Origin of the sequence: Aminobacterium sp. (genome assembly GCF_034926885.1) — a bacterium.
Lineage (GTDB): Bacteria > Synergistota > Synergistia > Synergistales > Aminobacteriaceae > Aminobacterium.
The window spans coordinates 118,268-141,982 of sequence record NZ_JAYFQR010000017.1; the positions used below are offsets into that span (position 1 = coordinate 118,268).

Genomic DNA, 23,715 nt, shown 5'->3' on the forward strand with positions numbered 1-23,715 from the left:
TCAAAATCTTAAAATAGTTGCAGTATATAATGAAAAGGGTGTAACAAGCAACAAAGGGGGGAACTGATTTATGAAAATGCAAATGGTACACGTAAATCTCTCTTCAAAGGCGATTGAAACATTCTCCGTTGAAGAAAGCATTGCTCGTCGCTATATTGGCGGCTCAGGCCTCGGCACTTATTTCTTTTTCAAATACTCTCAGCCCGAAGTTGAACCTTTAAGTCCAGAGAATTCACTCATATTCATGAACGGCCCCTTTCAGGGGACAGGCATTCCAACCTCTGGACGACACCAAATCATTTCGAAATCACCTTTAACGGGGGCATTCGGCGAATCGGATGCCGGAGGCACCTTTGGATATCATCTCTTACGAAGCGGCTATTATGGAATAATTATTGAAGGTGAAGCTGATACACCTCTCTATCTCTCTATTCGAGATGGTGAAATTTCTCTTTGCGACGCTTCGTCTCTCTGGGGAAAAGACTCTTTTGAAACGGAAGAATTTCTCAAAAAAGAGTTTAATGCGCCCTGCGGGGTTTCATGCATTGGACCGGCTGGAGAGAAGCTCGCCCTGATTGCTGGAATAATGCACGACGGTTCCCATGCCAGAGCTGCAGGAAGATGTGGCCTCGGTGCTGTTATGGGAAGCAAAAAACTCAAAGCTATAGTTGCTGGAGGATCTTATCGTCCCGATCTTTTTGACAAAGAAGAAGTTAATGCTCTCTCAAAGGAAAAACATCTTCTTTTTTCGCAAAAGCTGAAAGGCATGACTCGTTTCGGAACAGCAGGAGGCGTTTCGCTTGCTGAAGAATATGGAGACCTGCCAATTAAAAACTGGCAACAGGGTTCTTGGAAACCGGAAGTGTCATCACTCACTGGAGAAGCCATGGCCGATACTATTCTTACAGAAAATTACGGATGTATGGCATGTCCTATTCGTTGCGGTCGGGAAGTCGCCTTCGATACTGTCGCAGGAGCTGGCCCTGAATACGAAACGATTGGTATGCTTGGAAGCAACTGCCTCGTGAATGATCTTAAGGATGTTGCCCGTGCTGCCGATCTTTGTAACCGTTACGGCCTCGACACTATTTCAACTGGATCTGTCATAGCCTTTGCCATGGAGCTTTTTGATCGCCACATTATTACAGAAGAGGAAATTGGCTTTCCTCTTCGATGGGGAGATGGAAAAGCTGTTATTCGAATGGTAGAAACCATTGGGAAAAGAGAAGGAATCGGCGCTATTCTCAGTTTGGGAACTCGAAAAGCTGCTGAAAAAATTGGTAAGGGTGCCGAGCACTATGCCATTCACGTAAAAGGACTTGAATTGCCCGCCCATGACCCTCGCTGTTATAAAAGTCTCGCCACCGGATATGCCACGTCAAATAGGGGAGCCTGTCATCTCTCTGGCTATACCTACGCTTGCGAACGTAATGCAACATACCCTGATTTTGGCATAACAGAAGTTCTCGACAGATCAACAGATGAAGAGAAAGGAAAATTGAACGTTCCTTTTCAAAATTACATGGGAATTCTCGACTCACTGAAGATATGCAAATTTCCATTTCTGGCTACCGTATCGATCAACGATCTTCTCACGTGGATTCACGGTATTACAGGCTGGGAAATGACACGAGAAGAGCTCGAAGAAATTGCCGACCGGATATTCACGTTAAAGCGACTATTCAATGGCCGGTGTGGTCTTACAAAAAAAGATGACACCCTGCCCGAAAGGATTCTCAAGGAACCACGCAAAACAGGAGGAGCAGCAGATACCCTACCCGACCTTGAAAAGCAACTAAAAGAATACTATAGCCTTCGGGGATGGAATGAAGATGGGCTCCCTACCTATGAACAACTGAAAAGACTTGGTATTGAAGAATTTTTAGCCATATGAATAAACACATCGAAAAGAGCCATATGAAGAGATTCTCTCTTCATATGGCTCTTTTACAAACCTTATTTTTCCCTGGAATAACAAAAACAGTCAACGAGATGATCGTTAATCATTCCTATAGCCTGCATATACGAATAACAAATAGTGGAACCTACGAAGGTAAACCCCCTTCGCTTCAGTTCTTTGCTCAGCTTCTCTGAAAGAGGAGTAGTTGCTGGAACGTCGCGTTCATCTCTCCAATGATTCTTAATCGGATTTCCATCAACAAAATTCCATAAAAAGGTAGAAAAGGAACCAAATTTCTCCGCTGTATCAATAAAAAAGCGAGCATTTTTGACAGCTGACGCGATCTTCAGCCTATTTCGAATGATACCGGGGTGATTACACAATGTTGCTATCTTCTCTTGATCAAAGGCAGCAACTTTGTCTACATCAAAATTTTCAAAGGCCTCTCTATAAGCCTCTCGTTTCTTCAGAACGGTAAGCCAGCTTAATCCAGCCTGAGCCGATTCAAGAATTAAAAGTTCAAAGAGACGCCGGTCATCATAGAGTGGAATACCCCACTCCTCATCGTGATACGCCATCAATAATGGATGCCCCTCAGCCCAAGGACATCGATTCAACACGGTCTTATCTTGATTCTTCATAGCTCGATGGTCTCCATACTCATCATAGCGAGATCTATAAAAGTTAAAGTTCCCCATCTCACAGATTCTACCCCAGCCAGATATTTTATAGCTTCCGATGCTTCGAGAGAGCCTATCACAAAAGGCGTAAAACTAGGAGTTCCCAAATCTTTTTCTATTCCCTGATTCGGCAGGGGATTTTCAAAGAGATCGAAATGAGTCTTCTGCCACGGTTTATATCGCCCAACTTGCCCAATCATGCCTCCAAGAGCCCCGTGAATAACCGGAATCTTCGCTGACGCGCACTCACGATACAAAATCTGTCTCGCATCATTACTATCGAGAGCATCAATAACCAGATCTACGTTCTGTAAAAAATCCCGACAATTTTGTTCAGATAACATAAAAGGAATAACACGAGTCTGCACTTCACTGTTGATAGCCGAAACTCTTTTTTGCGCAACTTCAACTTTGAGCGTTCCTATATCCTTTTCTCTGGCTAAAAGCTGGCGATTCAAGTTGCTCTCTGAAAAAACATCTCCATCAACTAACGTAAGCATCCCGACACCCGCCCTGGCCAGAATTTCAACAACAACTCCACCTAAACCGCCACATCCTACGACAAGAACATGGGATCGAAAGAGCCGATCCTGGCCTTCGATCCCCAATGTTCCACGATTTCGATCATAGCGGTGAAAAGACATAACTATTCGTGATGATGAACGTGGTGGCTATGTTCATCCACCAGTTCATCGTGGCTTTTCTCGCTCCAGGGTTCAAGTTTCTGACGTCGGCGATAATCATTAATAGCTGCATGAATTGCTTCTTCCGCCAATACAGAACAGTGCATTTTAACAGGAGGCAAACCATCAAGGGCATCGGCAACAGCTTTATTCGTCAGATTCCATGCCTCCTCTATAGTTTTCCCCTTAACAAGTTCAGTAGCCATGCTTGAAGAAGCTATAGCAGAAGCACACCCAAAGGTTTTAAATTTAATATCGACAATGCGATTATCTTCTACTTTGAGATAGATCTTCATAATATCTCCACACTTGGGATTTCCTGCCTCTCCTATTCCATCGGCGTTCTCTATCTCTCCCACGTTACGGGGATTCTGAAAATGGTCCATTACAATTTCACTATAAAGCATACTTAATTACTCCTCTCTTGAGCTTTTATGAAATCTTCCCACAGCGGCGACATGTTACGACGGCGTTCGACAATTCCTACTAATTTCTCCACTACGTAGTCTATATCTTCTTTCGTTGTCGATTCTCCAAGACTAAGACGAAGCGAGCCGTGAGCCTGTTCGTGACTTAAACCTATTGCCATAAGCACATGAGATGGATCAAGAGAACCTGACGAGCAGGCACTTCCAGTGGAAGCCGAAATTCCAAACATGTCGAGATCCATAATTAACGTTTCCCCTTCAACTCCAATAAGACTGACATTGACATTATTGGGAAGTCTGTTTTCCCCCAATGCGCCGTTGAGCTTGGCATATGGAATCCGGTTCATGATTTCAGCTATAAGATTATTTCTCAACTCAGAAAGGCGTCTTCTCTCTTCTTCCATTTTCAGATTTGCTCGCTCTATAGCCGCTCCTAAACCAACGATACCTGCTACATTCTCTGTCGTAGCCCGGCGACCTCGTTCCTGACCTCCGCCGTGAATATAGTTGTCGAGCTTAACACCTTTTCTGATATACATAACGCCAGTTCCCTTAGGGCCATAAAATTTGTGGGCCGAAAGAGAAAGCATATCAACATTCATAGCTTTCACATCGATAGGAACATGGGCTACAGCCTGTACTGCATCGGTATGAAAAAGGATACCCTTTTTATGGCACAATTTTCCTATCTCTGCGATTGGCTGAATCGTTCCAATCTCATTATTTGCAAACATAATTGAAACGAGAATTGTCTTATCTGTAATGGCCTTCTCTACATCCTCTACAGAAACTCGGCCTTCAGAATCTACATCAAGATACGTTACGTCATATCCCAACTTGGCTAGATATTCGGCAGAATGTAGTATCGCATGGTGTTCAATCTTTGTTGTAATAATGTGGTTTCCCTTACTGCGATATGTAAATGCCGTTCCCTTAAGAGCCCAGTTATCAGACTCTGTTCCTCCACTTGTAAAATAGATTTCGTCTGGTGACGCATTCAAAACTTTCGCTACCTTTTCGCGGGCAGCAGTTATTGCTTCTTTGTTCTTCTGACCCACTGTATAAAGAGACGATGGATTCCCAAAAGATTCAGTAAAGTAAGGTATCATCGCATTGAGAACATCTGTAGCCACTGGCGTTGTTGCTGCATGGTCCATATAGACTTGTCGCATTATTTTTAGCCTGCCTTTCTTTATAAATCTATTCGAGAGACTCTTCGTCTTCTGCAAGATCCTTAAGAGTTGTTGACATTAAAACCTCATCCATACTCTCTCGAAGCCTGACCCAAAGTTTACGAGCCGGGCATACTCCTTCACGCAAGCATTCTGTTCCTTCCAGACAATCTGTTATTTGAATTGGTCCTTCAAGAACTTCGACTATTTCTGAAATTGTTATTTCTTCAGGGGAGCGGCTCAAAAGATAACCGCCTTGAGGGCCACGAATGCTCTCTATCAATCCTTGCCGTCTCAGTTTCAAAAAGAGCTGCTCAAGATATCGCTCTGAAATATGTTCCCTTGACGCTATATCGACAATACTTAAAGGTGTACGCCCATTATATTGTCGAGCCAGCTCAATCATGGCCCGAAGACCATACCGCGTTTTAGTCGAAAGTTTCATACGATTCCACCTACTTTTTCTCAACTTCTACATAGGTATTCATACTATACCCTACTAGATTTGTCAAGAATAAACAGCTCTATATTTGCAATCTATGTCTCGAAAATAGATAATGATATAAATAGAGAAACAGATAAAAGGAGGAAAGCACATGATACTTCGTTTACATGCTTTTCTTATGTACGTTGCAGGGCAAAGAGAATTTTCTATAAAAGCCCCTGCTACTGTGAAAGAACTTTTAGAAAAACTCTCTGCCGAATATGGAGAAAAATTTGATAAATGGATCTGGTCGGAAGAAGAAGATGGCAAAAAACTCATGATGGGCACTATTATCATGGTCAATGGCAAACACATAGCTCATCTTAATGGGATTGACACTGCCCTTTGTGATGATGACGTCGTTAATATTTTTCCACCTGTCGGAGGCGGCTAAAATAAGGTAAGGAGGAAAAGCACATGAAACTTCCAGCTTTTGAACTTGAACGATACTTCGCCCGCTACGAATTTAAAACCGAATTTAACCTTTGCCCATCGGATTGTGAAAGTTTTTCTCTCTCAGAACTCTTGAGTATGGCTGATGATGAAAGCCGTACTCTTTGGGAAAATCTACGGTTGGAATACACAGAATCGCAAGGGCTTCCTCTGCTGAGAAAAGAAATAGCATCCCTCTACGCTGGCCTTTCGAGCGAAAATATATTGCTTGCTGTTCCCGAAGAGGGAATCTTTCTAGCCTTTAACAGTATACTAGAACCTCACGATCATATTATTGCCCTTACACCAGCCTATCAGTCTCTTTATTCCATTCCAGAAAGCATGGGATGTACAGTAACTTCCTGGCCTGTCAGAGAAGAAAAGGGAGAATGGACTATAGATATAGATGGACTTGAAGCTCTTATCAGGCCAACAACTAAAATGATTGTTGTAAATTTTCCCCACAACCCAACAGGATATATGCCGACTGAGAAGGATTTTTTAAAAATAATTGATATTGCATCTCATCATGACCTCTACCTTTTCTCAGACGAAATGTACCGCTTTTTAGAGTTTGATGAAGCTTCTCGCCTTCCTTCTCCTTGTACCCTCTACGAGAAAGCCATTACGTTGGGCGGACTTTCGAAAGCTTTCGGCCTTCCAGGTTTGCGTATGGGATGGTTGGCCAGTCAAAACTCCACATTCCTTAATATATGTGCTCAGCTTAAGGATTACACAACTATCTGTGCAAGCTCCCCGGCAGAAATTCTTTCTCTTATAGGGTTGCGAAACAAAGCAAGAATTCTGCATCGAAACAGAACTCTTCTTGCCAAGAATCTTAAAGAAGTAGAAAAACTTTTTAGCGAATATGGGAATTTATTGCACTGGACACCGCCAAAAGGCGGTTCTATCGCCTATCCTGAATTGAAAAGTGATATTTCTATTGAAACCTTCTGCCAAAAAGCTATTGAGCAATATGGAGTTATGATCTTGCCAGGCACTGTATTCGGCTCAGTAGAAAATCGGTTCAGAGTCGGTTTTGGACGGGCATCTCTTTCTGAGGCGTTGAAACAGTTTGCAGTCTTTCTGAAGAACTGGAAAGGGTAAACGCTACTCAAGAGAGAAAGAATCAGGAGCCTGTATTTGAACAAAAGGCTCCTGATCTTTATACGTACTCGCCTACAATAGACCCTTTTTTCGCCCTGTTCCGAGATAAGCATCCCGAATATCAGCGCTATTCAAAAGATCTTCAGAAATTCCTGTCATAACGATATTGCCTGTTTGTAAAACGTAGCCTCTGTGAGAGAGCAACAACGCCTGACGAGCATTCTGCTCTACCAAGAGGATAGTTACTCCTTCAGAATTTATTCGCCGAAGCTCCTTAAAAATATCTTTAATAATGATTGGAGCCAGCCCTAAAGAAGGTTCGTCAAGCAATAAAAGACGAGGCCTCGACATGAGAGCCCTGCCAATAGCAAGCATCTGCTGTTCTCCTCCAGAAAGAGTTCCAGCATACTGATTCTGCCTCTCCTCTAAGCGAGGAAAGAGAGAGTAGACCCATTCGAGGTCTTCTTGCACTTTATTGGAATCCTTGCGGGGGAAAGCTCCCATCATCAGGTTTTCGTACACACTTAGCGGCGCAAAGACCCGCCGCCCCTCAGGAACAAGGGAAATGCCCTGTTTCACCACATCGTAACTTCGCTGAGCTAAAGGAATGCCATTAAAAAAGACATTTCCCTTCTCTCTATGAACCTCTGCCATAAGAGCGTTCATTAATGTGGATTTACCTGCTCCATTAGCACCAATGACACATACAATTTCACCTTCGTACACTTGAAGAGAAACGCCACGAAGAGCTCGTATTGCACCGTAACTGACATGCAAATTCTGTACATTCAGCAAGGCTTGTTTTGCGTCGCTCATTCCTCGTCCTCCTCTCCAAGGTAGGCTTTCAACACTTCTGGATTATTTTGTATTTCTTCAGGAGTTCCCTCTGCTATCTTCGCCCCGAAATTCATACAGATTATACGAGGACAAATTTCCATAACGAGATCCATATGATGTTCAATAACTAAAATAGCGAGCTGAAACTCTCTGTGAATTGTCTGAATCAATTCGTTCAATCCCAAAACTTCTTCTGGATTCATTCCTGCAGCTGGCTCGTCAAGAAGTAACAAGCGCGGTTCCAAGGCCAGGGCTCGTGCTATCTCCAGACGACGCTGATATCCATAAGGCAACGTTCCGGCAGGTTGAAGGGCTCGGTCAGCAAGGCCGACACGGCTGAGCAACTCCATACTTTGATCTCGTATAAATGTTTCTTTCGTTCGCCAACGTCCAAAGTGAGAAACAGCTTCCAAAAAGGAATAAGCCTCGTGCTGCTGCGTTGCTGTCATCACATTTTCAAGAACAGACGACCTCGGGAAAAGCCGTAAATTTTGAAAGGTTCGCGCGATTCCCCTTCTGATAACTTGATATGTTTTCAGAACTGATATATCTTCTCCGTCGAAAAAGATTCGTCCTCTATCAGGCGAATACACACCGGTAATAACGTTGAAAACTGTCGTTTTTCCAGCACCATTGGGACCAATTAAACCAACAACCTCTTTTTCGCTCAAAGCAAAGCTCATATTCTGAACAGCATGAACACCACCAAAAAACTTATCGACGTCTTTAAGTTCAAGCAGTGCCGCCATGGTCTTTCCTCCTAAAAACCTTCTTCGCCAGCCATCTGCCATCTAAACCGCCCATAATTCCCTCAGGGCGAAGAACCATGATAATGACAAGAACGGCTCCGTAGATAAGCATTCGATATTGGGAAATAGGTCTGAAAAGCTCTGTAACCAGAGTTATAATGAGAGTTCCCACCAACGTTCCCACCATAGACCCAAGACCGCCAAAAACGACCACTGCCGTTAATTCCGTGGATTTAAGCATATCAAACATAATCGGCTGGATAAAAGAAAGGAATCCTGCGAGCAATGCCCCTGCCACACCACAATAAAATGCTGAAATAACCAGACTCAACACTCTGAGTCTCGCCGTATGAAAACCAAGCAGTGACGCAGCCATATAGTCATCACGACATGCTTTGAACGACCTGCCGTAATGACTATTAATAAGATTGAACATGCAAAGCCCCATTATTACGAAAAAAGAGAGAGCCACCGGTAATGTTGTATAAGGTTCGATTCCCGGGTATCCTCTCGCACCTCGGGTTAGAGACTGCCAATTTTCGAGAATGAGACGAATAGCCTCTCCCAAGCCAATAGATGCTATGGCAAAATAATCTCCCATCAGACGAAGAGTGGGAACACCGATGCCATATGCAACAATAACAGCAACCCCACCACCTAATAAAACAGCAGGGAGCCAATGAATTCCATACTGTACTGTGAGAATAGCAGACGTATAGGCTCCTAAAGCCATATATGCCGCATGTCCCAACGTAAAGATACCGGTAAATCCAGTAAGGAGAGATACCCCCATTGCCGCAATAGCATTAATACAAAGAAGTGTAATAATTCCCTCTGTATAGCCAGACATGGGAAGCACCTATATCTTTTCGCTCATCTGCTTGCCAAAAAGGCCCGTCGGCTTGATGAGCAAAGTAATTACCAACAATGAAAAGACCACTAAATCCCGCATTTGGCTCGAAATAAAACCAGCCGCCAGCATTTCTGCCAGCCCAAGAATCAAACTGCCGACAACCGCCCCAGGCAGAGAACCCAATCCCCCAATGACGGCCGCCACAAACGCCTTGATGGTAATAACCCCCAGCTGAGGATAGAGGGTATAGCGAACTGAAAGAAAAATTCCACCAATAGCAGCTAAAGCTCCTGCTGTGAAAAAGACAATGGCGATAAGCAAATTTACATTAACCCCCATAAGACCGGCTGTTCGCAAATCACACGCAGCCGCTCGAATGGCAAGTCCCCACTTTGTTCGCGAGAGGAAAAGCTGAAGGCATCCGAGAGCAACAAGGGCTACAACAAAAGAAAGAAGGTCAAAAGCACTTGTTGTGGCAATATTGAAGATCTGAACAGGATGAGTGGGAATAACCGGTGGCAAGGCTCTGAAACGCCCACCAGCAACAATAACAAAAATATTTTCTATGACGATACTCATTCCCATCGATGCAATAAGAAGATATAAGGTTACATTCGTTCGTTCTCGAATAGGCTTATAAGCTATTCGTTCTGTTAAAACAGCCGCAATGCCTGCCCCCACAAGGGAGAGGAGGGATGCCATCCAAATATTCAACCCCATTGTCTTCAATGCGACATAACAAATATATCCTCCAATAACAAGAAAACCACCGTGGGCAAAATTAGAAAAAAGCAAAATAGAATAAACTAATGAATAGCCAACAGCAATGAGGGCATATACTGATCCAAGAGAAAGTCCGTTAATAACCTGTTGCAAAAAAGTGGCCACAGATGATCTCACCTCTTTCCTGAGGATGGGGGCAGATTGTCGAGTTCTGCCCCCTCAAATTTGACCGATCAACAAATCTACGGCTTGATTTTCTTGTAAAACTGTCCTTTACCGTCTTTGGCGACTAACACGACGCCATCTTTATCTTTGGGAGTATTATTTTCAGGATCAACTGTAATTGTGGCATGGTGAAGTTTAAGATTTGTAGTTGAAGCAAGTGCATCTCGAATGGCTTTAGGATCGTCGCTTCCGGCACGACCGATAGCATCGACAAGCCAATAAATGGAATCGTACCCTAAAACTCCATTTACGAACTCTTTGCATTCATCGTTCCATTTCTCTTTATAGGCCTGGAAAAAGGGTTGCATTGCAGGGTCTTCCGGAGCAACGTGATTGATCCAATAAGAATTCTCCATAGCATCTCCGGCAATCTCCCACATAAATTCGCCGTACCCATCGCCACCGACAAAGATAATGTCGTCCATACCGAGTTCCCGAGCCTGTTTCATAATAAGAGCCATCTCTTTACCCATATTGGGAAGGATCAATACATCGGCTTTTTTATCCCGAATCTCTGTAAGCTGAGCTCTGAAGTCTACGTCTTGCCCGCCTCTGAAACCAAGATCAGCTACGACCTTTCCGCCATATTCCCCGTAACTCTTCATAAAAAACTCTCTAAGGCCATGAGAGTAATCGTTACCCACATCATAAAGTATGGCTGCATTCATTCTCTGAAGTTCTTTCGCTGCAAAATAGGCTATAAGCTTGCCCTGGTAGGGATCTGTAAAACAAATTCTGAAAGAGAAGGGACGTACTTTACCTTTTTCATCTACTGTAACCAATGGGTTTGTAGAAACAGTTCCTATTTGGGATACCCCGTATCGATTAACCAAGGGTGCTGTTGCAATATTGATTCCACTTCCATTCGCGCCAACAATAGCAACAACCTTGTCTTCTTCGATCATTCGCCTGACAGCATTCACTGCATCTTCGGCCCGTGTTCTGAAATCATAAACTATAAGCTCAATCTGTCTTCCCAGAACGCCACCCTTTGCATTCAGCTCATCGACAGCCAAACGAGCAGATTTCTCTTCTGTCTGCCCATAGGCAGCCCAGTCTCCTGTAAGTGCTGCCAAATATCCGATCTTAACAGGCTTTTCCTGTGCCAATGCTGAGGTAACACCAAGAACTCCGATAAGAAGGGACACTATTAAAAAACATATCGCCCCACGCCACCTCTTTCCTCTCTTCACTACCTACCACCTCCTAAAAAGGGTTTTTATCATGATGTATAATCATTGTGATCATTGTACAGAGAAAGCCGCAAGTAATGCAATTAAAAATTGTAGCAATTTTATTTATTTTATATAAATTCATAGGGGGAGAGTCATATGGCTTTTCAATTGCCAACATATATGGAACCGGACTTCGACAAAGAACCCTTTCTTTCTGCACCAAATGCCGAAGTGAACGAGGTTGTTATAGAAGGCGTTGCGCCTGCCAACTATCACGCCCTATCTATCTACCCCGAATATTTCAAAATCGATGGCCAATGGGTTCTCATAAGCGAGAGTCGAATGGATTGTGTTCCTGTAATACGAGACGAAAATACTGTGGAAGCCGTAGAATTTAGAAATCTGAAAGTCGGAGACCGTGTTGTTGTTGGACGTACTGAGAATGGTAGCGATGGGATATACCTCCACGCAAACTCATTCAAAACCACACAAAAAAAATGTGATGTTTTTTCTTTCAGAACAGGGCGGTCTCGTGAAACAGCCTATTCGAGAGATTACGACACCCTTTATGAAGTATTGCGCTACGAACGGGAACATGGATATATTGTCTGGGTTCTCGGCCCTGCTGTCGTTTTTGACCACGATTCCAAGAAGGCTTTATCAGAACTTATAGAACATGGTTATGCCCATGCACTTCTCGCTGGAAACGCACTGGCCACCCATGATCTGGAAGGCAGTATGATGCAAACAGCGCTAGGGCAGGATATATACACCCAAGAGCAGCGCCCTCTCGGCCATTATAACCACCTTGATCTCATCAATACCGTGCGCCGATACGGATCTATAGAAGCATTCATAAAAGGTGAGAATATCCAAAACGGCGTTATCTATTCTGCCATTAAAAAACAGATTCCCGTTGTTCTTGCAGGCTCCATTCGCGACGATGGCCCGCTTCCACCAGTGATGGGGAATGTATACGAGGCTCAAGACGCAATGAGATTTCATACACGAAAGGCCACAACAGTTATCGCCTTGGCCACTCAGCTTCATACTATCGCCACTGGAAACATGACTCCGGCCTATACTAGAAAAGAAGGCGCCATACGCCCTGTATTCATTTACTCTATTGACGTTTCTGAGTTTGCCGTGAATAAGCTTCGAGACAGAGGAAGTCTGTCTGTTACGCCCATAGTAACGAATGTTCAGGATTTCTTGGTTCATTTACGCAATAATCTTGTTCCTTAAATAAGGGGAGATTGATCTATGAAGTGGAGAAGGGCCTTCTTAATCGTAGAAGGCCCTATATAATTTAGGAATCCTCTCTATGGCCTTCACGAAAAGACTTGGCAGAATATGAAGCGCATAAGAAAGGTCAAGACGTTCTGTAAATTGATGGGCGTCCTTCCCGATGGGGCCCAAATTCATCACGGGCACGTTGAGGTTTTTCAGATCATCAGTTGGGAATGTGTAGTCAACATTCCAAAGTGGCGTATTGGCAGCTACAGCTTCTATATCGCTACTCTCGCCTTGGAATCCCATATAGCTAAGATCCATAATACCTTCAAAAATCTCTTTTATTTCGATAGGCTCTTTCGATAAAGATGAGCTGTAATCAACAAGTTCCTGCGCAACCTTTCGTAAAACTTTTTCCCCCCTCTCCTCATCTCTGTTGCAACGAGGAGGATACCACGGCGGAAGAAAACCCAAGACAATAAGGGGGCCACGTTTCCCCGACGCTCTGAGAAGGGCATGCACAATTTCAATACCTCTTTCATGCTCTGATGCTCTCGGAGAAAAAGAAGCGTTCATCTCTGTAATTACCTGAAGAGAGGTACATTTTTTCTCTTTGGCAACATCCTCAACAAGCTCTTCAAAAGTAATTACGAGGGGCTCGCCTTCTGATTTCAAATATGAGTCAGGAAACAATTTCTTCTCTGAAAAAGCTCGAAGGGCTAGCGCTTGTGCTAATGCCTGCTTCGCTTTTTTCTTCATATAGGCAAGAATATCACTGGGCGTTTTCTGCACCACCATGCTATTAAAAAAAGCAATTGCCATATCTGGAACAGTCACAGCGTAGTTTCTTCTGAGATCAGCAAGTTTCAGACACGCCATGGGAGGAAAAGAACGCCCCTTCCACGAATCGGAGCTCTCCGCATCTCCCTCGACAAGGGTAGTAAGACATGAAGCAATGAGAGGAGCACTTATTCCCTTAAAGTATTCTCCTACATGGGCTTCTCTCCCCACACATAGGAAAAAAGGCATAATTTTACCGATCGTCCCCAAATAAAGGGACCCTCGCTCTTCTACCTCTCCTACAGAAGGTTCAGTATTGATACATGCTAAATAATCAAGTTTTCTTCGCTTCTGAAAATCTCTAAGCCAGGGAACAACACTTCGCATTCCAGCAGACATATTTTCCTCATCACAGACGGCAACAAAGAGAAGATTAGCATGGAGTTTTTCGGGGAATTTTGAATACTCTTCTATGAGAGCCATTTCAAGGGCAAGTCCATATTTCATATCAGCAACACCACGACCAAAGAGATAGTATCCTTTTTCGTAGTCAAGGCGAGCCTTCGTAGGCAAAAGCTCTTTTTTCAAACGTTCCGTATAGGCCTGCGGACGAAAAGCTAATGATTCGAGAGGGCCAAATCCTTTCGTATCGACAACATCAAAATGTCCCGTAATGATTATCGTCTCTTTACACGGAGGATCCGCCTCAAGAAAAGCAGCAACACAGAATCGATTCAAGCTATCATTTTTAATTGGTACTATAAAAATATTCCCGGAGTTTTTCTCAAAATAAGGTACATGGCGCAACCAGCGCTCAATAAAGAGAGCCGCCTCATTTTCACTACCAACCTTCCCCGTAATGCTCGGGATAGATACCAGTTCTGTGCATAATGAGAAAAGTTTCTCTGGCGAAGGAACAAAAGACATCAACGTAAAGCATCTCCTTCGTTATGACCATCCTTTTTTTCATTATCAGCAACGGAAACGCGAAGTGGAATATCTGTATCAAAATGGAGATCCAACTGAGGGAAAGCGATCTCTATATTATTTTCAGCAAAAAGTTCCATTATTTTGTAACGAAGATCACTCTGAACTACAAAACGCGCAGCCCTCCGCATATCCACCCAAAAGTAAAGATCAAAATCGAGAGTACTCGCTCCAAAATCTTTAAAGATGGCATATGGCTCTGGCATGGTCAAGATATTATTATGAGAAGACGCAGCCACAAGCAGCAGACGTTCAACATCCCGCACTGGGGAACCGTAAGCCACGCCAACACTGACCTTCCCTCGAATAATCTGATCGGTTCTATTCCAATTTATAATGCGGTTCTCTAAAAAATATCTGTTTGGAACAAGTACGTCGACATTATCAAAGGTTCGAATTCGAGTCGACCTCGATTCTATCTCTTCTACCGTTCCGAGAATATCATCTATCTGAACGGTATCGTGAATCCTGAAAGGTTTGCTTATAAATAGAATGAATCCGCTAATCAGATTGCTGAATATATTCTGAGCGCCAATACCAATACCAAGAGCAAGGGCGCCACCGAGAAAGGCGAAAGCCGTCAACGGGATATTGACCATATCTAAGGCAATGAGAATAAAGGCAACGATCAGCGCAAAAAAGATTAGCTTTTGTAGAGCCATGGCCGCCGTAGGGTCCATATCAAAACGGTCAAGAAGGCGTTGCTTTACCCCTCTCGTAAGTTTACGACTTATCAAAAAACCAAAAAGAACGATAACTATTGCCAATATCAATTTCTTTACTGAGATGGAATAGCCATCACCAGACCACAACTGAAAATTCAATATGGTCTTCAATCGTTCCAACCCAGCCAAAGAAACCTTTTCTGTTAATGTTACAGATGAGAGCCATCCTTCAAGTTCTTCAAGTAATCTGCTGTTGAGCATGGAAACACTCAGCAAACTCGTCATATACTGTGTATTAAGTTCTATTTGTTTCTTTAACGCTTCACTTTCTCTACGCAAGGCCCTGAAAATAGAAGAACCTTCCTGTTCTGCCGAAATTGCGCCATCAAGGGTTAAAAGTCTTGATTGAAGAGATACTTGCTGCTTCTGTAAACCCAGCAAAACATTATCAAGGTCTTTTTTTCTCCCTTCTGCCTCTGTACTCAACTTTATAAGCTCAGCTGTAGGAAGTTCCTTTTGAAGCAATGAATATCGAGTTTCCCAAATTTCCCGGGTTTCCTCAGCCCAAATCTGAGCCTGCTCTGCCTGATCCAACGCCGATTGATAGTAGGCATACCACGCCTCTTTTTCTTTTTGTTGCGCTCTATATACAGGAGCATTTTCCGAATCAGTCTCAGACTCTACTTTCGTCTGGGCGTTTACAAGCTCTTCTCGTGCCCGATCTACCTCTTTACGCAAAGATGAAGCCTGCTTCTGAAGCTCTTCCTCTCTTTCTTTTATCTGACTTACCTGACGCTTGAGATCCGCCTCGTCATATTTTAAATTTTGGGATATCCACTTTAATCCTTCAAGAACGTTCTTTCGCTCAGTCTCAAGCATACTGAGCCGAACGCTGTTTTCCTCTACACTTTTTTCTCGAAGTGCAAGAGTAATACGTTCCTTTTCGAGTTGTAACTGAGATTTCTGCATCTCCCACTCGAAGATTGGCGTATCACTTTGTTCTTCCTTCAACATCTGAATTCGCTGCTCTGCCTGACGAATTTTATCATTCGACGACGAGATAGCACTCTCAGACAAACGGCGGGCATACGTAATCGTCTCCATCTCTTGAGAAAGAGTATCGAGACGACCGCGGTAATTTTCATAAAAGCCAAGAGAATAAGGAGGCGAATCAGGTACAAAAGCCGCAATATCTTTTTGGACGTCTGCTTGTTGTCTTTCGTAGTCACCTTGCACCTTCTCAAGACGCTCAACAAAAGAAACGTACCGTCGATAAAGAGCAATGAGGGATTCGATTAGATTCTGACGTTCGTCAATCTGAATTTGTGTCAATCCAACCTGTTCAGAAAGCAACAATGATTGAGAAGAGCGCAAGGTATCAATATCCTTCTGCAACTCCTCTATCCGTTGTTGAATTATTTCCGGTGTAAAAACAGATTGCCCCTCATCTTCTTGAGTGTTTGTAGTTAAAGAAGGAATCCCCTGAATTGGAACAAGTGCGGCTGAACTGGTGTGTGCAAGAGGCAAAAGGCAAAGATATAAAAAAAGGCATAAGAAAAGAGGCTTAATCACCAATGATCTTTTCATTACTTCATCACTCCCGAATAATAAAGAGCGGGCATTTCGCCCGCTCTTTATTATCTCACAGTCTTTTAGTAGAAAAAAAGTGATTTTACTCTTTTTCTTCAGCACCAAATAATTCAGCGATAATATCTGCCACGTACTCTTTCTTAGTGATCCTCGCTACATTAGATCCGCAGAAGAAAAGCCCTTCTTCCCAATTTCCCATAAAAGCATCGATAAGCGCTTGAGCAATACAAAACGTTTTACGTTCTGTACGATAACGACAATGGGTAAGACAATTGGCAATACATGGCTTACTTTCCACAAATCCATTCAAATATTTCTCGATGAAAGGTGAGCGAAGAGCTCGACCAGGAAGTCCAGCAGGGCTCTGAATAATGACTACATCATCTTCAGTAGCGTCAATATAAGCCTGTTTGAATCGTTCAGAAGCATCGCCTTCATAGGTACAGGCAAAACGAGTTCCCATCTGCACTCCATTTGCGCCAAGATCGAAAGCATGTTCAATGTCTTCTCGCGTCCAAATTCCACCAGCGGCAATTATGGGAATGGGGCTCTTCAGCTCTTTCTCTATGTACTCTACAAGTTCAGGAATAACCCGTTCAAGGGAAAACTCTTCACTCTCAACCTGCTCCATTTTCGTAACGCCAAGATGGCCTCCTGCGTAGAGAGGAGTCTCTACAACAAATCCGTCAGGAAGACGATGATAAAGTCTCTCCCAACGACGAGCGATAAGACTCGCTGCTTTAACAGAACTCACAATCGGAACAAGGGCCACATCTGGATAATCTTTCGTATAGTCAGGAAGCTTTATAGGCAATCCTGCTCCAGAAATGATAACGTTTACGCCACCTTCACATGCAGAACGCACGTGAAGCTCATAATCGGTCAAAGCTACCATACAGTTTACGGCGAGTACTCCATCTTCTCCGGCTATCTCTCGGGCTTTTACTAGCCCCTCTCGCACTGCTCTCTGATTCGCCTCAAAATAGTTACGACCTGTGTAATACGGCTGATTACAAGCCAGTCCTACACTGGCTATGGTGCCGACCCCTCCATGTAGCGCCACATGACCAGCCAAATTTGGGCCAGAAATAGCGACGCCCATCCCCCCTTGGATCAGGGGATAACGCGGTTGGTATTTTCCTAATTTTAAAACAGGAATGGAACGGCTCAACAACATCTCTCCTCTTTATACATTGATCTTGTTCTAATTTTAAAACAAGCTTGCTTATTCTATCCTAAAAAGGAGAGAACCATCAAGAAAATAATTCAAAAAAACTGCCAAGAGAACAATTTTCTCCTGGCAGCCTTCTAAAGTAATGATATTTTAATATTTTAGCGACTTTATTTCGTTAAAATAACCTTATATCCACCTTCAAACTCTTCTGCAGTAACATTCCATTTTTGACTTCTGGCAAATCTCGAAACATTTTCACGTGATGTAACTGTATCTACAAGAATCTCTATTTTCCCAGAAGGATGGTCTTTAATAGCTTTTCTTGTTTCCAAAACAGGTTGAGGGCAAGAAAGGCCTCTTGCATCTACACATACAGATTCACTCATCATGTATTCCTCCTAATCAAGGCGCTGCCGCATAATCAGACCAACAGCCAAACAGAAAATCAAACCAACTATTGTCGCAGCTGGACCAAAAGCACCGGGGCCAGCCGGAGAACTTGCTAAATTGAAGTTATGGCTAAAGGCAGCACCCACAAGCATGCCAAAGACAAACACTGCGGCATCGCCGTCGCCTTCTCCACTCATTATCAGCTGACGACCAGGGCAACCTCCAGCCAGAGTAAAGGCAAGTCCGGCAAGTACCATTCCCATAAAGTTCCATAATGTATTGGTATGAGCAACAGGCTGTCCTTCAAATCCAGGATGGAATTGTCCCAAAGCCACATTGGCAATAAGAGCTACAACAATAAAGGCTAAAACACCGTTTAAAAGGTGAGAGTCTCGCAACATAACAAAATCACGAATAGCTCCCACAGTGCAAAAACGGCTTCGCTGAGCCATCCACCCGACAACAAGGCCAACGATAAGAGCTATCATTATTGGGGCGTGGGCTGCACCTGGACCTTTCTCAGAGAAAAAGATCGGGGCAGCACCGTCTTTACCAAATGTAGGGGCCATAATAACAAGAACAAGCAACGCCACAGCAGCAAGTGGCATGAAGAGTCCCGTTCCCTTAGGAGCTTCGTAGGAACGCCCCAAACTGAACCCCTTCCAAAGGAAAGCAATGCCAATGCCAATACCGGCAATAAGACCAATAATACCTGCAATAGAATTCCAATCTCCGCCTGCTAAACGAAGATAGGCACGCCAAGGGCATCCGAGAAAAACAAGGGCGCCGATCATGGCAAACATACCTAAAAAGAAGCGGATAACAGGAGCAGAACCACTTCTGGGAACATATTCACGATACAAAAGGGCAGAAATAAAAGAACCGAGGATGAAACCAGCTATTTCGGGACGAAGATACTGCACAACTGCTGCACGATGAAGCCCTAGAGCTCCTGCAATATCTCTGGTGAAGCACGCGACGCAAATTCCCATGTTCCCGGGGTTACCCCAATGGACAAGAAGCGCTGCCAATAAACCAACAACTCCTCCCGTGATTATGGGGCCAAGCCGAGACATAAGAAGAGAATTAAGACCTTTCAACCTGAACACCTCTCTTAAAAAATATAAATACACTATATTACATATTTTTATATTAATTATTACCACTAATGGCCATTTTGTGCAACTAAGAAGTGATTGTGCATTTTTGTTATTATTTGATATCATTAATAAAGTAGTCGTACTATTATTGGGGGAAGAAGGTGAATGTTAGCTCATGGCTGAACAACAACTTGTTGTCTTTGCTCTTGGCAAAGAAGAATTTGGCATTGAAATTTCAAAGGTTCGAGAAATTGTACGCACTCAGGAAATTACGAAAATTCCCCAGGCGTCAAATTTTATCGAAGGAATTGTTAACCTCCGTGGTCAGATTGTACCTATCGTTGACCTGTGCAAACGTTTTGGTATTGGTTCTGACGAAGAGAATGACGAAGCTCAGCGACGTATTATCGTAGTCAATATGGAATCGCAGCTTGTCGGAATTCTTGTGGATGGAGTAAGTGAAATTTTGAGAATAACAGAAGAATCTGTAGAAGCCCCTCCTCTCATGGTTGCTGGCGGTATGGATAGAGAATTTATTACAGGAGTGGCAAAAGTAGATAAACGCCTCATTATTATCCTTGATCTTAACCGCGTCTTTTCTTTTGAAGAGCAGGCGGAACTTGAAAAGGTGAACGACGACTAGCCCAATAAAGAATAAAAAATGAAGCTGCCTTTTTAAGGCAGCTTCATTAGTTGTGCAGAAACATGAGCATCAGCTTTTTCTAAAAAGAAATGAATCTCTTCTATGTTGTTTAATCTATCAAGAAGCCAAGAAACACTCTTTCTTTCTTTAAGTATTTCAAAAGTTACGGGATAGTTGATATCAAAAACCCAACTTAGTTGCAAAACCAAAAAATCTGAGAGTGTTCTTACATTCTTGTATGAAGAGTCGTATCCTACTTTAAGTTCTTTCAATAATCCCGCAGAAATTCTCTCTTCCATCTGCAACCCAGGAATAATATCAGTAATTTTTTCTTCTTTTACATATCTGCGAATCAGATCGAAGATATCGAGCTTATCTGCATCACGAACAATTCGAGCCATAGGCAGTACAGAGGATTCCTGCACATCTTTCAGGTTCTTTTTGTTATGGAAGCGTACCCCTTCCACAATCATGTTTTTTACATCTTGACGAATTCCATCCCACGGGAAAGATTGCTCTAAAAGACCAGCTCCTTCTTCTCCATGATCTATAGATGTCGCATCAAAAAAAGTTCCATAATTGGAATACTGGGGAAAGCGCCCTACATCATGCAAAAGTCCAAGGGCATCTGCGATGCGGATATCATCTGTTTTCCACTCAAGCATTGTTGCAATAGAACTGCTATTTGCTTCTACCCGATAGCTGTGCTCTTTTTTGAGACGAAGCAACGGCGAGAGAGTTCCATCTGAAGAAACAAAGCTGTCAGCAAAATTCTCAAACCACTTTCTTGCGAGGATAAGGTGCTCAACTTTCATAGGCATATCGACCTTCTTTACTCAACATCTGTAAACGAATATTATACAGTAAAGCTTAAATAAATGGTTTCGCTTCTTTTATGAGGAACTGCGCTAAAATAAGAATAGCCAATACTTTTGAAAGGAGTGCTGAGTAATGAGAAAAATATTCATGTTTTTTTTCGCCGTACTTTTTCTGTTTGCCAGCATTCAGCCAGGTTTTGCCGAGTATGTAGAACCTCTATGGCAATTTGAAGCGGGAATGCCCCTCACTGGCACCCCCGCCTACAAAGATGGGGTTGTCTATATAGGGGATAAGGGAGGCACAGTATACGCTCTCAACGCCCAAGACGGACAAGTAAAATGGCAATATGATGCCGGCACATCAATTAATGGAGCCCCCGCTATGAATGAAAAAGTCCTCTTCGTTGGCGGAACAGATGGCCGAATTTTTGCTATTGAAATGACCTCTGGAACCCTTTTGTGGCAGACCCTTCTGGGTACGGATTTAGCACCTGGCGCCATATGGGGATCACCTGTCTACGGAGCAGACTCTCTTTTTGCCGCTAGTGCAGACGGACGAGTCTATGCTTTCAATCCTGAGACGGGAGCCGTTCTCTGGACGTTTGATACTGGCCGAGAACTGCGTTCCACTCCCCTTTACCACGAAGGTCTTCTCTTTATAGGAGACCACTCTGGCCTTTTCCATGCTTTAGATCCTAAGACAGGAAAAAAGCAGTGGGGCGGCGGTTCGGGAGGCCCTATTGATACGGCCTCAACAACATGGAAAGGGTTTATCTATTTTGGAAGCTGGGATGGCAAGCTCTCGTCTGTCAAAATAAAAGGCATTATCCCTCAGTGGAAATTTACAGCTGATTCTGCCATTACTACATCAGCCATACCAGAAGATGGACGCCTTTTCTTTGGAACGCAAAAAGGAACGCTTTACTGCATTGACGCCATAACAGGTCGAAAACTCTGGACATACGGTAGTGAAGGGGCAATGCAAGCCACGCCAACTATTTTCGACAAAACCGTCTATATAGGAACAGCAACAGGAAAAGTGGTTGCTCTCTCTGCGACAGAAGGGGAAGAGCTATGGTCGTATCAAACTGAACGTGAAATACTGGCTTCCCCCGCTATAGGTGGCGGCATGGTCTTTGTAGGAAGTATGGACGGGAAAGTATACGCCTTCAAAGCTAAATAACGAAAGTAGATAAAAAAACGAGAGGCCTATTCATTTTGGCCTCTCGTTTCTATTACAGACTATATTACTAATTTTTTATTACAGATTTTTTGCGTCTCTCGCCAAAGCCTCTGCACGATCTGTCTTTTCCCAAGCAGGAATCGGATCAAGATCAATACGTCCCATATGCCCGTAAGCGGCAAGACGACGATATTGAGGTTTCCTCAAGTCAAGATCTCGAATAATAGCTGCCGGTCTGAAATCAAAATGTTTCTCTACAAGATCGGTAAGAGCGTCATCAGAAATCTTACCTGTGCCAAATGTATCAACCATAACCGAGACAGGCTCAGCTACTCCAATAGCATAGGCAATCTGAATAAGGCATTTTTCTGCCAAACCTGCTGCGACAACATTCTTCGCCGCATATCTGGTCATATAAGCTCCTGAACGGTCCACTTTTGTGGGGTCCTTGCCGGAAAAAGCACCGCCTCCGTGAGAAACCCAGCCGCCGTATGTATCTACAATGATTTTTCGGCCAGTCAAACCAGTATCCGCCATAGGGCCACCTTTAACAAAGCGCCCCGTCGGGTTGATAAGAATTCGTGTTTCAGGTTTCATTAAATATTCAGGTATAACAGGTGCAATAACGTGTTCAATAATATCGTTTCGAATCTGAGTCTCTGTTGCACCAGGATGATGCTGGGCAGATACAACAATAGTTTCTGCCATAATAGCCTGACCGTCTACATATTCAAGGGTAACCTGCGTTTTTCCATCGGGGCGAAGATAGGGTATTGTTCCATTTTTACGAACCAGAGATAAACGACGTGCAAGGCGATGGGCCAAAGCGATGGGCATGGGCAGATATTCTTCTGTCTCGTTACAGGCATATCCAATCATCATACCCTGGTCACCTGCTCCGATCTTTGATACTTCTGCCTCTCCAAGTGCTGCCTGAGCACGAACCTCGAGAGCTGAATCTACTCCCTGTGCTATGTCAGAAGACTGTTCATCTATAGCGGTAAGAACGGCGCACGTATCACCATCAAAACCATATTTGGCTCTGGTATATCCTATCTCTTTCACGATATCCCGTGCTAACTTTGGAATATCCACATACGTGGATGTACTAATTTCTCCTGCAACCATAACCATTCCAGTTGTTACAAGAGTCTCACACGCAACTCGCCCCATAGGGTCGTCTGCTAAAATTGCATCAAGAATTCCATCGGAAATCTGATCTGCAACTTTGTCAGGGTGTCCTTCTGTTACGGATTCAGACGTAATCAGAAACTTTCTGTCTGCCATTTAGCAACCTCCAATACTACAGATATAATAAAAAAAGAGCCCATTCCCCAAGAGGAAGAGCTCTTTTCATATACAAAAAGTAACACTTTCCTCTCTTATCATCCAGCTATGCAGCTGCAGGTATTGGCACCATACCTTGTTGCTGGCAGGTTGCCGGGCTTCATCGGGCCAGTCCCTCCACCTCTCAGGATAAGAGATACATTTGTAAAGTATCGAAACATCAGCTTAAGAATTATAGAGCATATTCTGAAAGTGTCAACAGGCAAACTAACTTTCATTGTAGATGGGCCAGAGTTTCGTTCCGTTTACTTAGGTAAAGTGAAAGAGATAATGAAAAAGGCGGGCACCTCTCCTTTATACTGGTGTTGCTCAAACAACCAAAATAAAGGATATAGGAGGTAAACCCGCCATGACATC

General features: G+C 43.5%; 23 protein-coding genes and 1 riboswitch. Of the genes, 6 read left to right on the forward strand and 17 right to left on the reverse strand.

Going from position 1 to position 23,715, the window contains the following annotated elements; translation table 11 throughout:
* Window positions 1-70 precede the first annotated feature (70 nt).
* Window positions 71-1,894: an aldehyde ferredoxin oxidoreductase family protein gene (locus VB083_RS08030; RefSeq protein ID WP_213699668.1), complete on the forward strand. Its 1,824-nt coding sequence runs from the start codon at window positions 71-73 to the stop codon at window positions 1,892-1,894.
* Window positions 1,895-1,956: 62 nt separating this feature from the next.
* Here the strand turns inward: VB083_RS08030 and VB083_RS08035 are convergent, their stop codons facing one another.
* The 5 genes from VB083_RS08035 to VB083_RS08055 are packed head-to-tail and all read right to left on the reverse strand — an operon-like array spanning window position 1,957 to window position 5,308.
* Window positions 1,957-2,541, reverse strand: a complete 585-nt coding sequence (locus tag VB083_RS08035; protein WP_307879601.1) for a DNA-3-methyladenine glycosylase I — start codon at window positions 2,539-2,541, stop codon at window positions 1,957-1,959.
* Window positions 2,538-3,224 (reverse strand): HesA/MoeB/ThiF family protein, encoded by a 687-nt coding sequence (locus VB083_RS08040; protein ID WP_213690580.1) that lies wholly within the window; start codon window positions 3,222-3,224, stop codon window positions 2,538-2,540. Before VB083_RS08040 ends, VB083_RS08035 begins: the two co-directional genes overlap by 4 nt.
* A gap of 2 nt (window positions 3,225-3,226) precedes the next feature.
* Window positions 3,227-3,670: a Fe-S cluster assembly scaffold protein NifU gene (gene nifU, locus VB083_RS08045; RefSeq protein ID WP_213690579.1), complete on the reverse strand. Its 444-nt coding sequence runs from the start codon at window positions 3,668-3,670 to the stop codon at window positions 3,227-3,229.
* Window positions 3,671-3,672: 2 nt separating this feature from the next.
* Window positions 3,673-4,863 (reverse strand): cysteine desulfurase NifS, encoded by a 1,191-nt coding sequence (gene nifS, locus VB083_RS08050; RefSeq protein WP_213690578.1) that lies wholly within the window; start codon window positions 4,861-4,863, stop codon window positions 3,673-3,675.
* A gap of 28 nt (window positions 4,864-4,891) precedes the next feature.
* Window positions 4,892-5,308, reverse strand: a complete 417-nt coding sequence (locus VB083_RS08055; RefSeq protein WP_213701551.1) for an RrF2 family transcriptional regulator — start codon at window positions 5,306-5,308, stop codon at window positions 4,892-4,894.
* Window positions 5,309-5,459: 151 nt separating this feature from the next.
* On the opposite strand from VB083_RS08055, the gene VB083_RS08060 reads away from it, so the two are divergent.
* On the forward strand, window positions 5,460-5,741 hold the full coding sequence (locus VB083_RS08060) for a MoaD/ThiS family protein (protein ID WP_213690576.1): 282 nt from the start codon (window positions 5,460-5,462) through the stop codon (window positions 5,739-5,741).
* 23 nt (window positions 5,742-5,764) lie between these two features.
* A complete protein-coding gene (locus VB083_RS08065; protein WP_213701552.1) occupies window positions 5,765-6,886 on the forward strand; it encodes an aminotransferase class I/II-fold pyridoxal phosphate-dependent enzyme in 1,122 nt (373 codons plus the stop codon).
* 72 nt (window positions 6,887-6,958) lie between these two features.
* On the opposite strand, the gene VB083_RS08070 is transcribed toward VB083_RS08065, so the two are convergent.
* The 5 genes from VB083_RS08070 to VB083_RS08090 all read right to left on the reverse strand — a co-directional run bounded on the left by VB083_RS08070 (window position 6,959) and on the right by VB083_RS08090 (window position 11,466).
* Window positions 6,959-7,702 carry an ABC transporter ATP-binding protein gene (locus VB083_RS08070; RefSeq protein ID WP_213690574.1) on the reverse strand — a complete coding sequence of 248 codons (744 nt, stop codon included), beginning with the start codon at window positions 7,700-7,702 and terminating at the stop codon, window positions 6,959-6,961.
* The gene (locus tag VB083_RS08075) at window positions 7,699-8,472 is read right to left on the reverse strand and encodes an ABC transporter ATP-binding protein (RefSeq protein ID WP_213690573.1); all 774 of its coding nucleotides are present in this window, start codon (window positions 8,470-8,472) and stop codon (window positions 7,699-7,701) included. The genes VB083_RS08070 and VB083_RS08075 overlap by 4 nt, the downstream gene beginning before the upstream one ends.
* A complete protein-coding gene (locus VB083_RS08080; RefSeq protein WP_213690572.1) occupies window positions 8,456-9,322 on the reverse strand; it encodes a branched-chain amino acid ABC transporter permease in 867 nt (288 codons plus the stop codon). Before VB083_RS08080 ends, VB083_RS08075 begins: the two co-directional genes overlap by 17 nt.
* A gap of 9 nt (window positions 9,323-9,331) precedes the next feature.
* Window positions 9,332-10,213, reverse strand: a complete 882-nt coding sequence (locus VB083_RS08085) for a branched-chain amino acid ABC transporter permease (RefSeq protein ID WP_213690571.1) — start codon at window positions 10,211-10,213, stop codon at window positions 9,332-9,334.
* A 77-nt stretch (window positions 10,214-10,290) separates the two neighbouring features.
* Window positions 10,291-11,466, reverse strand: coding sequence for an ABC transporter substrate-binding protein (locus VB083_RS08090; protein WP_307879605.1), 1,176 nt, complete (start codon window positions 11,464-11,466; stop codon window positions 10,291-10,293).
* 138 nt (window positions 11,467-11,604) lie between these two features.
* Between VB083_RS08090 and VB083_RS08095 the strand changes: the two genes are divergently transcribed.
* Window positions 11,605-12,693, forward strand: a complete 1,089-nt coding sequence (locus VB083_RS08095; protein ID WP_213690570.1) for a hypothetical protein — start codon at window positions 11,605-11,607, stop codon at window positions 12,691-12,693.
* Window positions 12,694-12,732: 39 nt separating this feature from the next.
* Here the strand turns inward: VB083_RS08095 and VB083_RS08100 are convergent, their stop codons facing one another.
* The 5 genes from VB083_RS08100 to yedE form a co-directional block, all read right to left on the reverse strand.
* A complete protein-coding gene (locus VB083_RS08100; protein ID WP_213690569.1) occupies window positions 12,733-14,388 on the reverse strand; it encodes a M20/M25/M40 family metallo-hydrolase in 1,656 nt (551 codons plus the stop codon).
* A complete protein-coding gene (locus VB083_RS08105; protein WP_213690568.1) occupies window positions 14,388-16,700 on the reverse strand; it encodes a mechanosensitive ion channel domain-containing protein in 2,313 nt (770 codons plus the stop codon). The genes VB083_RS08100 and VB083_RS08105 overlap by 1 nt, the downstream gene beginning before the upstream one ends.
* 85 nt (window positions 16,701-16,785) lie before the next feature.
* The gene (locus tag VB083_RS08110) at window positions 16,786-17,880 is read right to left on the reverse strand and encodes an NAD(P)H-dependent flavin oxidoreductase (protein WP_416242169.1); all 1,095 of its coding nucleotides are present in this window, start codon (window positions 17,878-17,880) and stop codon (window positions 16,786-16,788) included.
* A 164-nt stretch (window positions 17,881-18,044) separates the two neighbouring features.
* On the reverse strand, window positions 18,045-18,263 hold the full coding sequence (locus VB083_RS08115) for a sulfurtransferase TusA family protein (RefSeq protein WP_213690566.1): 219 nt from the start codon (window positions 18,261-18,263) through the stop codon (window positions 18,045-18,047).
* Window positions 18,264-18,275: 12 nt separating this feature from the next.
* Entirely contained in the window at window positions 18,276-19,343 is a 1,068-nt protein-coding gene (gene yedE, locus VB083_RS08120) for a YedE family putative selenium transporter (protein ID WP_213690585.1), read from the reverse strand.
* Window positions 19,344-19,542: 199 nt separating this feature from the next.
* Here yedE and VB083_RS08125 point away from each other — a divergent pair, with 199 nt between their 5' ends.
* Window positions 19,543-20,010 carry a chemotaxis protein CheW gene (locus tag VB083_RS08125; protein ID WP_213690565.1) on the forward strand — a complete coding sequence of 156 codons (468 nt, stop codon included), beginning with the start codon at window positions 19,543-19,545 and terminating at the stop codon, window positions 20,008-20,010.
* 32 nt (window positions 20,011-20,042) lie between these two features.
* Here VB083_RS08125 and VB083_RS08130 read toward each other — a convergent pair whose 3' ends face one another.
* Entirely contained in the window at window positions 20,043-20,825 is a 783-nt protein-coding gene (locus VB083_RS08130) for an HD domain-containing protein (protein WP_323401948.1), read from the reverse strand.
* 136 nt (window positions 20,826-20,961) lie between these two features.
* Here VB083_RS08130 and VB083_RS08135 point away from each other — a divergent pair, with 136 nt between their 5' ends.
* A complete protein-coding gene (locus VB083_RS08135) occupies window positions 20,962-22,011 on the forward strand; it encodes a PQQ-binding-like beta-propeller repeat protein (RefSeq protein WP_213699673.1) in 1,050 nt (349 codons plus the stop codon).
* A gap of 78 nt (window positions 22,012-22,089) precedes the next feature.
* Here VB083_RS08135 and metK read toward each other — a convergent pair whose 3' ends face one another.
* Window positions 22,090-23,298 (reverse strand): methionine adenosyltransferase, encoded by a 1,209-nt coding sequence (metK, locus tag VB083_RS08140; RefSeq protein WP_213690562.1) that lies wholly within the window; start codon window positions 23,296-23,298, stop codon window positions 22,090-22,092.
* Window positions 23,299-23,390: 92 nt separating this feature from the next.
* A riboswitch (SAM riboswitch) is annotated at window positions 23,391-23,494 on the reverse strand.
* Between the last annotated feature and the right edge of the window lie 221 nt (window positions 23,495-23,715).

Coding starts and splice junctions, on each gene's coding strand:
- VB083_RS08030 (WP_213699668.1), top strand. CDS start 71: ATGAAAATGCAAATGGTACACGTAAATCTCTCTTCAAAGGCGATTGAA.
- VB083_RS08035 (WP_307879601.1), bottom strand. CDS start 2,541: ATGAAGAATCAAGATAAGACCGTGTTGAATCGATGTCCTTGGGCTGAG.
- VB083_RS08040 (WP_213690580.1), bottom strand. CDS start 3,224: ATGTCTTTTCACCGCTATGATCGAAATCGTGGAACATTGGGGATCGAA.
- nifU (WP_213690579.1), bottom strand. CDS start 3,670: ATGCTTTATAGTGAAATTGTAATGGACCATTTTCAGAATCCCCGTAAC.
- nifS (WP_213690578.1), bottom strand. CDS start 4,863: ATGCGACAAGTCTATATGGACCATGCAGCAACAACGCCAGTGGCTACA.
- VB083_RS08055 (WP_213701551.1), bottom strand. CDS start 5,308: ATGAAACTTTCGACTAAAACGCGGTATGGTCTTCGGGCCATGATTGAG.
- VB083_RS08060 (WP_213690576.1), top strand. CDS start 5,460: ATGATACTTCGTTTACATGCTTTTCTTATGTACGTTGCAGGGCAAAGA.
- VB083_RS08065 (WP_213701552.1), top strand. CDS start 5,765: ATGAAACTTCCAGCTTTTGAACTTGAACGATACTTCGCCCGCTACGAA.
- VB083_RS08070 (WP_213690574.1), bottom strand. CDS start 7,702: ATGAGCGACGCAAAACAAGCCTTGCTGAATGTACAGAATTTGCATGTC.
- VB083_RS08075 (WP_213690573.1), bottom strand. CDS start 8,472: ATGGCGGCACTGCTTGAACTTAAAGACGTCGATAAGTTTTTTGGTGGT.
- VB083_RS08080 (WP_213690572.1), bottom strand. CDS start 9,322: ATGTCTGGCTATACAGAGGGAATTATTACACTTCTTTGTATTAATGCT.
- VB083_RS08095 (WP_213690570.1), top strand. CDS start 11,605: ATGGCTTTTCAATTGCCAACATATATGGAACCGGACTTCGACAAAGAA.
- VB083_RS08100 (WP_213690569.1), bottom strand. CDS start 14,388: ATGTCTTTTGTTCCTTCGCCAGAGAAACTTTTCTCATTATGCACAGAA.
- VB083_RS08105 (WP_213690568.1), bottom strand. CDS start 16,700: ATGAAAAGATCATTGGTGATTAAGCCTCTTTTCTTATGCCTTTTTTTA.
- VB083_RS08110 (WP_416242169.1), bottom strand. CDS start 17,880: ATGTTGTTGAGCCGTTCCATTCCTGTTTTAAAATTAGGAAAATACCAA.
- VB083_RS08115 (WP_213690566.1), bottom strand. CDS start 18,263: ATGAGTGAATCTGTATGTGTAGATGCAAGAGGCCTTTCTTGCCCTCAA.
- yedE (WP_213690585.1), bottom strand. CDS start 19,343: ATGTCTCGGCTTGGCCCCATAATCACGGGAGGAGTTGTTGGTTTATTG.
- VB083_RS08125 (WP_213690565.1), top strand. CDS start 19,543: ATGGCTGAACAACAACTTGTTGTCTTTGCTCTTGGCAAAGAAGAATTT.
- VB083_RS08130 (WP_323401948.1), bottom strand. CDS start 20,825: ATGAAAGTTGAGCACCTTATCCTCGCAAGAAAGTGGTTTGAGAATTTT.
- VB083_RS08135 (WP_213699673.1), top strand. CDS start 20,962: ATGAGAAAAATATTCATGTTTTTTTTCGCCGTACTTTTTCTGTTTGCC.
- metK (WP_213690562.1), bottom strand. CDS start 23,298: ATGGCAGACAGAAAGTTTCTGATTACGTCTGAATCCGTAACAGAAGGA.